A 12,494-nucleotide genomic window follows, 5' to 3' on the forward strand; every position below is an offset into this window, starting at 1 on the left:
ATTTGCGGGCATTTTCCGTGGATTTGGCGATGTCGCGGGCGTTTTGGTCTCTTAGTTTCTTGACTCGTTCGCGTACGCAGGTGTCGTAGCCGCCGCACTCTCGTCGGGCTTGCTGGTAGAGCGGGTCGGCGTTGGACTTATCGGCCTTCGCCTTGGTGCTGTCGAGCATCTTCTGATATTCGACTAGCTTTGGACCGATCTCGCGCGAGGCGCCCTGGGTAAAACCCTTCGAGGTGTCGAAGCCACGCTTGAGTACTTCGAGTTGGTCGGCATTCTTCATCTGGTTGTAGTCGTCAATAATTCGCTTACGCAGTGCGGGGTCCTTTACCGCATCTTCCATCAGTTGCGCGTTCTCTTTGCTCAGATGTTCCATGTAGGCTTGGCCGAACAGATCCCCGATGACGGCCGAGGTGCCGGTACCCCGACCGCGTTGCCCCATCTTTGGGATGGTCCCCTTCGACGCGACCTTGGTTGGACCCGGGACCTTCTTGCTGTCCAACGTCGGCCCCTTTGGCGGCTGCGTCGGGCCACGCTTGACCGGCCGTGTTCCACCGGATTCGTCATCTGGCCCCTGGAGCCGATCGCGCTCGGTCTGTGCCTTGGCAAGTTCCTGCCGTGCGTTGTCGAGTTGCTTCTGTGCCTGCTTGCGTCCTGCCTCGGTCAATCGAGGGTTCTTAGCTGCCCGCTCAAGATCTCGGACCCGGTTGCCGAGACGATTTACCTCGGCTTTCCAGTCGAAAGGCTGGGCCTGCTTTTTGGCCTTTTGGTAATCCCGAAACAAGCGGTTGTACCGTGCCTGCGCATCGCGCAGATCTTTCTCCGCCCTTGCCCGATCCCGCGGAGTCTCGGCATCGACTACCTTCTTCTTTAGCTGTTCGATGTCGCCCTGCGTCTTGCTAACCCGCTTCTTGAGCCCATCGACGGTCTTACTCGACTTCGTGGCGTACTCGACGATGTCGTCCAGCAACCCCGGAATCTCGGAGACCGAGGGTACCCCTACATTGCCGCCACCTACTCGGTTCGTCAGCCGCTTGACGATGATCCGCGCAGCTACCTTCTTCTTGAAGTGGGGGTCATTCGGGTCCACCGTTCCGTCGTAAGAGATTTCATAAAGGATGCCGTTTACCTTCCTTACGAACTTCTGTGCGCGGCTCGGCTCGTCGGAATCGGAATCAGGCGTGGAATTGGTGGGGGGAGGTGCGGCCGACGCTGCGGCAGTCGGGCCGGCCAGCACAAAGCCAATCGCGGCCGCCACGGCAACCATAATTAGCAGGGGCCAGTGCCGGATCACACTGGTAAGCCACCGCTGGACAACTTCCCTGCTTCTGCGTGGCTCATTCCGGTCGATATTCATTGGCTCGCTCCTCGTATGCAGGATTCTGTCGGTGGGGACTTTCCGGGACGACAGCAGCGATCGGTCGTGCGGGTTGCTCGGCGATGCTGCCGCACCATCGCGGTTCCTATCGCACCTGTTCGCCCTTTGTCCCGGCAACGAGGACAGCGTTCGGGACAATCCCGGACAGGGCGTTACCGCCACGTTTGAGGAACGATAAGTGCCAGGACAGGCCGGGATGCGATACCAAGAGCAGACGTCGAACTGAGTGGACTGTCCGGGGTCGGCTAGCGGGGCAGACAACCTTGCAGATCGACCAAAATCTCGATCGTGGTGCTGAGTAGAGATCCTGCCTCGAACTGTCTAGGTTGCCTGCCCCGTATTCGCTCAAAGCTTCAGGGCAGCCGAAAGCGCTGCTACGAGCAGAGCAGCAAATGCGGAGTGTTGAGCATTGCGGTCATCGGCAGTCTGGATCGTCCGAAGCGAGCCAAGGTATATGCGGGCCCCGGATAGTCGAACACCTGCGCGATTTTCGAGACAGCGGAAGCATCGAGGGCGCCCCGCAAGTCGGGACAGGCCAACCGTCGAACGCTTACCTGAACACCAGTTGTGTCATTTTTAACTCGGATAAGGTGCGTGGTGTTCAGATCACGACTTCGATCTAATTCTGTAGCCAGGGCTTCCGTTAGGTAAGCCCTGGCTGGGGGAAACCGAGGCAACGCCCGTTTCAGCGTCCAAGGCCTATAGAGCGCAGTTTCAGCCAGGTGACCCTGCCGTTTTGGCCCTGGAAAACTGGGGGACCGAACGGAATTCGGTGACTCAGGCGGAGCGGAGTTCGACCAGGGTCACCTGCGGGGGTGCCCCGACCCGTACCGGCGGCCCCCAGAAGCCAGCGCCGTTGGTGACGTACACCTGGGTGCCGTCGATGGTGGCGTGGCCGGCGGTCACCGGCTGCTGGAGCCCGACGAGCAGGTTGAACGGCATCATCTGCCCACCGTGGGTGTGCCCGGACAGTTGCAGATCGACACCGTGTTTCGCCGCCTCATGCACCTGGATCGGCTGGTGGGCCAGGAGTACGACCGGCCGGATCGTGTCCCGGTCGCCGAGCGCGGCGGCGAAGTCCGGACCTGCGGCGAAGCCCAGGCCCTCGCCGGCCGGGTCGTTCACGCCGGCCAGGTCGAGCACACCGCCCCGAGCCTGGATCTCCTGCCGCTCGTTCTGCAACACCCGCAGACCGAGCCGGTCCACCTCGACGACCCACTCCTCGACGCCGGAGTAGTACTCGTGGTTGCCGGTGACGAAGTAGCTGCCGTGCTTGGCGCGCAGGTCCCGCAGGGGTGCCGCCGCGCCGCCCAACTCGGCGACGGTGCCGTCGACCAGGTCGCCGACGACCGCCACGATGTCCGCGTCGAGCCGGTTGATGACCGAGACGATCCGCTCGGTGTGTGCCCGACCAGCCAACGGGCCGATGTGGATGTCGGAGACGGTGGCGATGCGCAGACCGTCCATGCTCCGGGGCAGTTTGGCGAGGGGAATCTGCACCCGGTCGACCTGGGGTGGGGCGAGCGCGGTTCGTACGCCGTACCCGGTGATTCCGGCGGCGGTGAGCCCGGCGAAGATGGCCGCGCCCCGGGCCAGCAGCAACCGCCGGCTCGGATCATGGTCGGCGGGCGGCGCTTCGACGGGGGCCGGCGGTGGCGGCGGTACGGCGGCGGCAGTCCCACCGGTGCCGCCGACCAGTGCGGGTTCGAGCGCCGGCTCCTCGGCCAGAGCGGCGGCCGGTTCGGCAACCGGTTCGGCGGCCGGCTGAACAGCCGGGGTACGGGTGGCCGTCCGCCGCCGCAGCACCAGTTTCGCCACGAGCATCGGCACTTCCAGCACGGCCAGCAGCACCAGCAGGTAGAACATGATGGCTAGCCAGAGGTAACCGGGCCAGGCCAACCAGTGCAGTCCCATCCGGGTGCCGACGAGGGTGGCCAGGATGAGCAGGCCGAGCGTGACTATGACGAAGGCGCCGATGCGACGCCCGCGGCCCCGCCGAGTGGTGTCCTGGACCAGCCGTTTCCACAGGTAAAGATGGATCAGGCCGGTGATCACTGTGACTGCCGCGACGAATGCCATTATGGCTAACCTGTTCGCCTTTCTCAGCCGCCAGCGAAGGGCGGCAGCACGTCGATCGTGGCTCCCTGCGGGAGCGGCGCTTGACGATCATGCCAGGCGACACCGTCCACCAGATAGCTGGCAACGGCCAACACCGTGGCGAGTTGTGGGCCGTGCCGACCGACCAGGGTCTCGGCCAGCCGATCGAGGCTGGGGCTGAGCGGCACGATCTCCTCACCAACCCCGGCAGCGGCGCGGGCACCAGCGAAGTATCGGATGGTCAGACCATCTCGCGTCGTCAGCCGGTCAACTCCGGTCAGGCTGTCTGCCACGGGTCAGCCGCCGATCGCTGACATCGGGCGGTTCGGCTGCAGGAAGGTCGGGTCGTCGATGCCATGTCCGGCGCGCTTGCCCCACATCGCCGTACGCCAGCGGCGGGCCAACTCGGCGTCGTCCGCGCCGGCCCGCAGCGCGCCGCGCAGGTCGGACTCCTCGGTGGCGAACAGGCAGGACCGAACCTGCCCGTCGGCGGTGAGTCGGGTCCGGTCGCAGTCACCACAGAACGGCCGGGTGACGCTGCCGATGACGCCGACCCGGGCCGGCTGCCCGATGCTGTTGGCGTAGCCGTCGACCAGCCAGGTTTCGGCGGGAGCGCCGCCCCGTTCCGCAGGGTCGGGCCGCAGCGCGAATTCGGTACGCAACGCAGCCAGGATCTCCTCGGCGGTGACCATGGTTTCCCGGTTCCAGGCGTGCTGGGCATCCAGCGGCATCTGCTCGATGAACCGCAGCTCGTAGCCGTGTTCCAGAGCGAACCGGAGCAGTGCGGGTGCCTCGTCGGAGTTGACGTCGCGCATCAGCACCGTATTGATCTTCACAGGGGTCAGCCCGGCGGCCGTGGCGGCGTTGAGCCCGGCCAGCACGTCGGGCAGCCGGCGTCGGCGGGCCAGTTGTGCGAACCGTTCCGGATCGAGGGTGTCCAGGGACACGTTGACCCGGTCGAGCCCGGCCGCCCGCAATGGCTCGGCCAGTCGTTCGAGCCCGATGCCGTTGGTGGTCAGCGAAAGCTCCGGCCGTGGGGCGAGCGCGGCAGCAGCGGCGACGATGGCCGGCAACCCGGGGCGCAGCAGTGGTTCGCCCCCGGTGAACCGGACCTCGGTCACGCCGAGCCGGTGCACCGCCACCTGGATCAGCCGGACCACCTCGTCGTCGGTGAGCACCTCCGCGTGGGGCAGCCAGGGCAGACCCTCCGCCGGCATGCAGTACGTGCACCGCAGGTTGCACCGGTCCGTGAGGGAGACCCGCAGGTCGGTCGCGACACGGCCGTACCGGTCGACGAGGGGTTCGACGGTCGGCTCGGGGGCGATCACCGTTCGACCGTAGCGCGTCAGGCCCGGAGCGCGCTGGTCGCCGTGGCGCGTACCGCCTCCCGATAGCTGGCCCCGAACAACGCCGTGTGCACCAACAGCAGGTGTAGTTGATGCACCGGTACCCGGTTTGGCCAGCCCTCCGCGAGCGGCCACACCTCCTGGTAGGCGGCCAGTATCCGGTCCAGGTGCGGTGCGCCGCCGAAGAGGGCGAGTTGGGCGAGATCGGTCTCCCGGTGGCCACCGTGCGCGGCCGGGTCGACCAGCCAGGCCCGGCCGTCTGTTGCCCACAGCACATTTCCCGGCCACAGGTCGCCGTGGATCCGGGCGGGTGGCTCGGCACCGCCGTACTGGTCGATCTGGGCGATGACTTGCTCGACCGGGGCGACCTCGGTTGCGGTGAGTGCGCCGTTGTCGACCGAAAGCCGCAGGTACGGCAGCAGCCGGTGCTCGGCGAACCAGGTCGGCCAGGGGCCGGCCGAGGGTGTGTTGTCCTGCGGCAACCGGCCGATGAAGCCGGGCCAGTCGGCGCCGAAGGCGGGTGCCCCGGCGCGGTGCAGTGCGGCCAGGTCCCGCCCGAGTCGGGTCGCCGCCTCGGGCGTCGCCGTCCCCGGCTCGATCCACTCCAGGGCCAGCAGCCCTGGCAGCGCCACGATCACTTCCGGTACGGGCACCGCTCCGGCCACTCGCAGCCAGTCGAGACCCGCCGCCTCAGCGGCGAAGAACCCCTCCGGTGCCGTGGTGTTGGCGTCCGGCCCGTCAGCCTTCGGGCCGGTGGCGTCCGGGTTGCTGGCGTCCGGCCCGCCACCTGTGGGCCCGCCACTTCCCGGCCCGCCACTTCCCGGCCCGCTACTTTCCGGCCAGGTCTTGGCGAACAGGGAGTTGCCGTCGTCGAGGGTGAGTCGGGCGGCGGCGCAGATGCTGCCGCCGGAGACCGGCGTCTCGCGGATCCGTTGGTGGGTGAGGAAGGTGGGGAGATGCTGCGGGTGCGCCCGGAGGTACGCCAGGTCCATCAGGGCAAGGTATCCGCTTTCCCCGAACGGCGGGCGCTAGCTCTATTTTGATTATTGTGAATATATATTCTGACCAGGGTGACTACCCTGCGTGCCTGTGGACAGAGTGCGTGTCGTCCACAGGTTTCGTAGGTGGTCTTCCGATCATCGGGCGTCGATAGCACGCTGCCCGCATGGACTCTGCCGATCTGCCCCTGCTCTCCGTACGCTCTCCGGCTGACCTGCTCGCCGCCGTGCCCTACCTGCTGGGCTTCCACCCCGCCGACAGCCTGGTGGTGGTTGCCCTCCGGGAGAAGCGGGTGGTCTTCGCCGCGCGGGCCGACCTACCCGACGGATCAGTCCGCCCCTTCATGCCTGACCTTCCTGCCCCTCCCGACACCGACCTTCCTGTTCCTCCCGATTCGGCGAGGCCAGGAGAGCCGAGCGGAGGAGGTGTCCTCTCCGGGATCAGCGCAGCGGCGCGGGAGATTGCCAGATACATCACCGAGGTCGTCATCCGACAGGACGCCGACGCGGTGGTCGTGGTCGGCTACGGCCCTGCCGAGCGAGTCACCCCAGCCGTCGACGCGGTACGCCCCGCCCTGGAGATCGCCGGACTGCTGGTGCTCGACGCTCTGCGCGTGACTGATGGCCGCTACTGGTCCTACTTCTGCGTCACGCCGGAATGCTGTCCGCCGGAAGGCAACCGGTACGACCCGACGGCCAGCCCGATCGCCGCCGCCGCGACCTTCGCCGGCAAGGTGGCGTTACCCGATCGGGCCGCCCTCGTCCGGCAGGTCGCCCCCGTCGACGGCCCAGTACGCGAGTCGATGCGCCAGGCCACCCGACGTGCCCAAAGTCGCGCCGACGCCCTGGTTGGCGCGGCCCCGTCGGCGGACCTGTTCGGCGGGCAGGCACTGGGTCAGGCCGGCGAAGCGGCGATCCGGACGGCGATGGACCGGCAGCGCACCGGAGGTCGGCTCACCGACGACGAGGCGGCCTGGCTCAGCGTCCTCCTCACCCACCTGCCGGTACGCGACCACGCCTGGGAACGGACGGATGGCGTCAACTGGCACCAGGCACTCTGGCTCGACCTGACCCGACGCGCCGAGCCGGGCCTCGCCGCCGCCCCGGCCAGCCTGCTGGCCTTCGCCGCCTGGCGCTCGGGGGACGGGGCACTGGCCGCTGTCGCGGTCGAACGGGCCCTACAGGACCAGTCCGACTACTCCTTGGCGTTGCTACTGGGCGAGATCCTCCACAACGGCGTGCAACCGTCGACGCTGGACGGTTGGCCGGCGGCCGGGCCGGTGGGCGATCCCGGGACCGAGCCGAAGTCGTACCGGAGGAGACCGGGTAGGCACCGACCGCCCCGGGACGCCCGGAATCGGGACACCCGCCACCGGGCCGGTCGGAACCGGGCCGGTCGGCGTCGGAGCAGGCCCGCGGTCAGTTGAAGTCCCCACGATCGGCCGCACGCCTGCGGGCAGTTGAAGCCCACACGATCGGCCGTCGTTCAGACGGTGACCCGGGCCGGCGCCGTGTAGACGTTCATCGTGCTGCCGCGCAGGAAGCCGACCAGCGTCATCCCGGCCTCCTCGGCCAGGTCAGCGGCGAGCGTGCTGGGCGCGGAGACGGCAGCCAACAACGGCAGCCCAGCCATCCACGCCTTCTGGGTCAACTCGAAGCTGGCCCGGCCGGAGACCAGCAGCACCTGTCCGCGCAACGGCAGCCGTCGTTCGCGTGCCGCCCAGCCGATCACCTTGTCCACCGCGTTGTGTCGGCCGACATCCTCCCGAAGCGCCACCAGATCCCCGTCGACGGTGAAGAGTCCGGCAGCGTGCAGCCCGCCGGTACGGTCGAATCCGCGTTGGGCGGCGCGCAGCCGGTCGGGCAACGCGGCCAGGACAGCGGCGGGCACGGTGAGCGGGTCGGCTGCGACGTCGTAGCGAGACCGGGTGCGTACCGCGTCGATACTCGCCTTTCCGCATACCCCACACGAACTGGTGGTGTAGAAGTTCCGGGCAGGATCGACCTGCGGGGCCGGTACGTCGTCGGCGAGCACGACGTCGACCACGTTGTACGTGTTCGGTGTCTCCGCGCCAGCACACAACTGGGCGGTCACCACGTCCTCGGCGGATCGAATGAGTCCTTCGGTGAACAGGAAACCGATGGCCAGATCCAGGTCGTGCCCAGGCGTACGCATCGTCACCGCGAGCGGCGGCCGTCGACCCGGTCCGGCCACCCCGGCCCGGATCTCCAACGGTTCCTCGGCGGCCAGGTTGTCCTGCCGGCGTACCGCCGCTCGCGTATCGGCGGCCGAGTCGGAGAGGTCGATGCGCAGCACGGTACGACGATCAGTGGCACGGCCCATGGCCCCATCCTCCACGGTCAGGCGGCGAGGTGGGTGGACTGCCCGGGAACGTTCGACCGGAGCGGGCTACGGTGGCGGGATGACGGGCTTCGCGGCGGTGGTGCTGACCGGGGGCGCTGCCCGCCGGATGGGCGGTGCCGACAAACCGGCGGTGCCGGTGGGCGGCCGACCGATGCGGGATCGGGTGCTCGCCGCCGTCGCCGGGTGTGTGCCCCGGATCGTGGTGGGCCCGGTACGTACCTCCGGTGTTGGTCCCGACCTGCCGGCCGACGTCCAGGTCACCCGGGAAGATCCGCCGGGGGGTGGGCCGGTCGCCGCAACCGCCGCCGGACTGGCTCTGATTGACCCGACGGTGACCACCACGGCCCTGCTCGCCGGCGATTTGCCGATGCTCACCGCTGAGGCGATCCGGCACCTGGCGGAGAGGCTGGCCGCGTCGGATGCGGACGGCGTGGTCTACCTGGATGACACCGGCCGCCGGCAGCTGCTCTGCGGGGTGTGGCGTACCGAGGCGCTACGGGTAGCCATCGACCGGCTGCATGCCGAGCGCGCTGCGGAGGGGCACAGCCTGGCCGGCGCGTCGATGCGGGCCCTGATGTCCGGGCTGCGGGTGGCCGAGGTTTCCTGGGCGGATCCGGGGCCGCCCCCGTGGTTCGACTGCGACACTGACGACGACGTACGCCGGGCAGAGGAGTGGACCCGATGACGGTCATGGACAACTGGGTGTCGGCCGCCTGCGCCGAACTGGGCCTCGATCCGGCCGAGGTGGAGGTACGGGTCGTACTCGACCTCACCCGCGACGTTGCGCACAAGGTGCTGCGCCCGGGGGCGCCCGTGGCGGCGTACCTGCTCGGCGTTGCGGTCGGGCGCGGCGCGGACCCGGCCGAGGCGGCGGCGCGTCTCACCGAACTGGCCCGGGACTGGCCGGACGCCGAGCCGGACGAGGTGCGCGGCTCCGATCGGTGACCGGAATCCGACGCGGCACGTGGCGTCGTCGGTGACCCGCACCCGCGTGGTTTCGAACGGTGATCAAATCTTGACAGTGCGTGCGGATTCGGGTGATGGTCGGGGCGGGATTGCGGGCTCCGGCCTCGTTGAATGCCATGGCTGGCGTCCGATCGGGGTCCGGGCTGTGCCCCGCCGGTCACCCTCTGGATAGGGTGTGAGGGCCAGACGGACGGAGGCGATCGTGATGGCAAACCACCCCCCAGTGACCGAGAAAAACGCGGCCGAAGACCATTTTTCCGCTCACCACGACTCGGTCCTGCTCGACGAGCCCACCACCGCCGACCTGCGGTTCAAGGTGACCGAAGCGTGGCAGGAGTTCGCTCGCGCCCTAGCGGCCTGCGTACGGAGTCTGCCAGCCGGGGCGCGGATCGACGTGACCCTCGACCCCACCGCCTCGGGCACCGACGATGCCATCTACTCGGTGAGCATCGAGGCGGCCGGCGAAGGGCGGGTCGGTGCCCGGGCAGTCGGCAATTCGGTGTTGCCGCAGGGCTATCGGTTGGATCGTGCGGCCGTCGCCGACATGATTGCGCTCGGCTGGTCGCCACCCGGGGTGGTGGCTGGCTCCGGCGAGCACTTCGGGCTGAGCGCCGAGGTCAATTCCGCGACCCGCCTCGCCACCACGGTCTCCCGTACGTTGCGGGACGTCTACGGCGCACCACATCCCGCATTCCTCGTCTACCTGGTGCACGACGAGTCCGACGAGCCGATCGCCGTCGAGCCGCTCGGCACCGCCCGTCCCGAGGTGGCAGCGGACCAGACCCTCGCCCTGGCTCTCGACGAGGCGTCGGAGTCGACCCAGGCCGCGGTGGAGGAGACGCTGCCGCTGCCCGAGCAGGTTCGTACGGTGGTCTCCGCCATGCTCAAGTCGTCGTCGGAACAACTCCAGGTCGATTCCGATGGCGACATCAACATCCGAGCCGGCTCCGCCATGGTGTTCGTACGGGTTCGGGACAATCCGCCGCTGGTCGACGTCTTCTCCCCGGTGTTGACCGAGGTCGAGCCGACCGAGCAGCTCTACGTCAAGCTTTCCGAGTTGACCAATCGGATGCCGATCGGTCGGCTCTACTGCGCCGACGACACCGTCTGGGCCTCGATCCCGGTCTTCGGTCGTAACTTCCAAGCCAGCCACCTGATGCTCGCCGTTCAGGTGATGACCGGCCTCGCCGACGAGTTGGACGACCGGCTGCACGGCGAGTTCGGTGGCAAGCGGTTCTTCGGCGAGGGCGACAAGCCCGGCCGGCGGGATTCCGGCGAGCACCGGACCGGGATGTACCTCTGACTCCAGGAGGGGGAGGTGGGGCCCGGAACCCGAGACCGGGCCCCACCTCCTTCAGGGGAGGAGTCACGTCATGGGTAGCCAGCTGAGCGGGGCCATCGTCGACAAGTCATTGGCCCGGAGACCGGCATCCGAAACAGTCCAGAGCACGCCGCCCGCGACCAGCGAGCGGCGGATGCCCGCCTTGCTTCCGGCGCTGCTCGTTGACGGGTGGTCGATCACGCCGACCTCGGTGAACCCACCGTCGGTCGCCCTGAGCACCAGCGCCCCAGCGCCGGGCTGCGCCTTCGTACGGGCGCCGTACGTCGTGATCGGCAGTACCACCAGGTTTGCCGCCGGCCAGTAGAGGAACGCGTGCGCGTCGTACTCGGTCGTCGAGTGGCTCTGTCGGACGTGGTGTTGTGCCAGCCGGTTCGGTCTTGCCGGATCGGATACGTCGAAGAGCGAGACGTGGGTGCCCAGCCGGCGGCCCTGGCTGGTCGCCTCCTGGCCGACCCCGAGCAGCCGGCCGTCCCCGACCGGGTGCAGGTACGCCGAGTACCCGGTGATCTTCAGTTCTCCGGTCACCTTCGGCGAGGCAGGATCACGAAGGTCCACTGTGTACAGCGGGTCGACCTGCCGGAACGTCACCACGTACCCGGTGCCGCCGACGAAACGTACTCCGTAGATCTGCTCACCCAGACCGAGCCCGGTGACCCGGCCGGTCTCCGTGAGGCCGCCGTCGTTGGCACGTAGGACGTACACGGTGGAACTGGACGTGGGCCGGACATCCTTGGTCGTCCCACTGGATCTGGGCTGTACAGCCTGGGCCGTGCCGATGGTGGTGGCCACCCGTAGGTGCCCGTTCCATTCCGACATGGCGTACTGGTTGATTAGCCAACCGGGTACGGACGCGGCGGTACGGTAGCGGGCCCGGCCCGGTTTCGAGATGTCGAACTGGTAGATCTGGGTCTTCTCTTCCACCGGCTGCCGAGCTGATCGGGCTGGCATCGCCCACCGTTGACTAGCAGCGAGATACAGGTGGGAGCCGTTGCTGTACACGGTGTCGCCATCGGCGGCTACGGTCACCGGATCGCCGTCACCGAGCTGGCCGGAGCCGAGGTCGAAACTGAGTATCGTGATCATCGACATGCCGGAGTACGTCGGTGAGCGGCTCAACCGGTCACAGCCAGCTTGCCCCGTGTGGATCTTGCCATCGGCGGAAATTGTTTCGTATTGGGGCAGCCAGGCTGTCAGGGGTGCGCTGTCGATGGCCTTGTGGATCTTCGCGAGGCGCTTCGCTTCGTTGTCCCGTACGTTGACCGACAGATCCACACGAGGGGTGGAGCGGACGACGATCCGGGCGGTGTTGCCAACCTGCCGCGCGTCGAGCAGGCGTCCATTCGTCCGGTAATGCTCGACGATCTTCGGCGCGCCGGAGAGATCGACCAGGACCAGCCGGGGTGTGCGCTGGTCTTCGAGCGGCCGACCCGGTTCGAGCGTTGGCTCGACCCGGTACGACGAGCTGTGGACCACGTGGGCGTTCGGCTGGATCAGGACCAGTGCCCGGTCTCCGTGCAGCAGCAGATTGATCTCGCCCAACGACGTGCGGTCGGCACCGGGCATCAGGTCAAGTTCGCCGGTCACGCGCCGGGCAGCAGGATCGGTTACCCGTAGCTTGCCCTGATGCACCGTGACGATCCGCCGGCCGTCGGTCTTGACCAGGTCAGGCTCGTCGACCCCGGACTCGTGGGTGTTGGTGCTGGAGTGGGCCGAAGTGGTCGAGCCGGCGGGAGCCTCCAGTGCCCGCTGGGCGAGATTGGGATCTCCCTGATCGAAGATCAAAATGGGGCGGGTAATCCAGGACCGGGCGTTCGCCTTCATCGCCGACCGGAGTCCTTTCAGAGCCTCGGTGCAGGAGTCGAAGGCGACGAGGTCGAATTCGTTGGGTGCTGGTCGGACAGGCGCGGTCGGGGAGACCCGGGTCGGCTCCGCCGCACAACCTGTGACCAGTACGAGCCCTGCGGCTAGGGCGATACTGGCGCGAACCGGCCGAGGTTGGCGACGG

At 68.0% G+C, this 12,494-nt stretch carries 11 protein-coding genes; 4 read left to right on the plus strand and 7 right to left on the minus strand.

The features are described 5' to 3' along the window. The 5 genes from ACWDV4_RS22385 to ACWDV4_RS22405 form a co-directional block, all read right to left on the minus strand. The coding region (locus tag ACWDV4_RS22385; RefSeq protein ID WP_449981840.1) for a hypothetical protein at positions 1-1,354 on the minus strand (1,354 nt) is incomplete at its 3' end. A gap of 798 nt (positions 1,355-2,152) precedes the next feature. Then, on the minus strand, positions 2,153-3,454 hold the full coding sequence (locus ACWDV4_RS22390) for a metallophosphoesterase (RefSeq protein ID WP_449981842.1): 1,302 nt from the start codon (positions 3,452-3,454) through the stop codon (positions 2,153-2,155). Positions 3,455-3,477: 23 nt separating this feature from the next. Further along, positions 3,478-3,765, minus strand: a complete 288-nt coding sequence (locus tag ACWDV4_RS22395; RefSeq protein WP_449981844.1) for a MoaD/ThiS family protein — start codon at positions 3,763-3,765, stop codon at positions 3,478-3,480. Between the two features lie 3 nt (positions 3,766-3,768). Next, positions 3,769-4,800: a GTP 3',8-cyclase MoaA gene (gene moaA / locus ACWDV4_RS22400; protein ID WP_449981846.1), complete on the minus strand. Its 1,032-nt coding sequence runs from the start codon at positions 4,798-4,800 to the stop codon at positions 3,769-3,771. Between the two features lie 17 nt (positions 4,801-4,817). Then, the gene (locus ACWDV4_RS22405) at positions 4,818-5,810 is read right to left on the minus strand and encodes a fructosamine kinase family protein (RefSeq protein ID WP_449981848.1); all 993 of its coding nucleotides are present in this window, start codon (positions 5,808-5,810) and stop codon (positions 4,818-4,820) included. 173 nt (positions 5,811-5,983) lie between these two features. Between ACWDV4_RS22405 and ACWDV4_RS22410 the strand changes: the two genes are divergently transcribed. Then, entirely contained in the window at positions 5,984-7,243 is a 1,260-nt protein-coding gene (locus ACWDV4_RS22410) for a DUF4192 domain-containing protein (protein ID WP_449981850.1), read from the plus strand. Between the two features lie 59 nt (positions 7,244-7,302). On the opposite strand, the gene fdhD is transcribed toward ACWDV4_RS22410, so the two are convergent. Beyond that, positions 7,303-8,160, minus strand: coding sequence for a formate dehydrogenase accessory sulfurtransferase FdhD (gene fdhD, locus ACWDV4_RS22415; protein ID WP_449981852.1), 858 nt, complete (start codon positions 8,158-8,160; stop codon positions 7,303-7,305). On the opposite strand from fdhD, the gene mobA reads away from it, so the two are divergent. The 3 genes from mobA to ACWDV4_RS22430 all read left to right on the plus strand — a co-directional run bounded on the left by mobA (position 8,159) and on the right by ACWDV4_RS22430 (position 10,450). Further along, positions 8,159-8,866 (plus strand): molybdenum cofactor guanylyltransferase, encoded by a 708-nt coding sequence (gene mobA, locus ACWDV4_RS22420; RefSeq protein ID WP_449981854.1) that lies wholly within the window; start codon positions 8,159-8,161, stop codon positions 8,864-8,866. The two genes, fdhD and mobA, sit on opposite strands and share 2 nt — an antisense overlap. After that, positions 8,863-9,126 carry a DUF6457 domain-containing protein gene (locus ACWDV4_RS22425; RefSeq protein ID WP_449981856.1) on the plus strand — a complete coding sequence of 88 codons (264 nt, stop codon included), beginning with the start codon at positions 8,863-8,865 and terminating at the stop codon, positions 9,124-9,126. Before mobA ends, ACWDV4_RS22425 begins: the two co-directional genes overlap by 4 nt. A gap of 223 nt (positions 9,127-9,349) precedes the next feature. Next, complete coding sequence (locus ACWDV4_RS22430; protein ID WP_449981858.1) at positions 9,350-10,450, plus strand: T3SS (YopN, CesT) and YbjN peptide-binding chaperone 1; 1,101 nt, start codon at positions 9,350-9,352, stop codon at positions 10,448-10,450. A 63-nt stretch (positions 10,451-10,513) separates the two neighbouring features. Here ACWDV4_RS22430 and ACWDV4_RS22435 read toward each other — a convergent pair whose 3' ends face one another. Further along, positions 10,514-12,310 (minus strand): beta-propeller domain-containing protein, encoded by a 1,797-nt coding sequence (locus ACWDV4_RS22435; RefSeq protein ID WP_449981860.1) that lies wholly within the window; start codon positions 12,308-12,310, stop codon positions 10,514-10,516. Between the last annotated feature and the right edge of the window lie 184 nt (positions 12,311-12,494).

It is taken from the genome of Micromonospora sp. NPDC003197, from assembly GCF_053590565.1.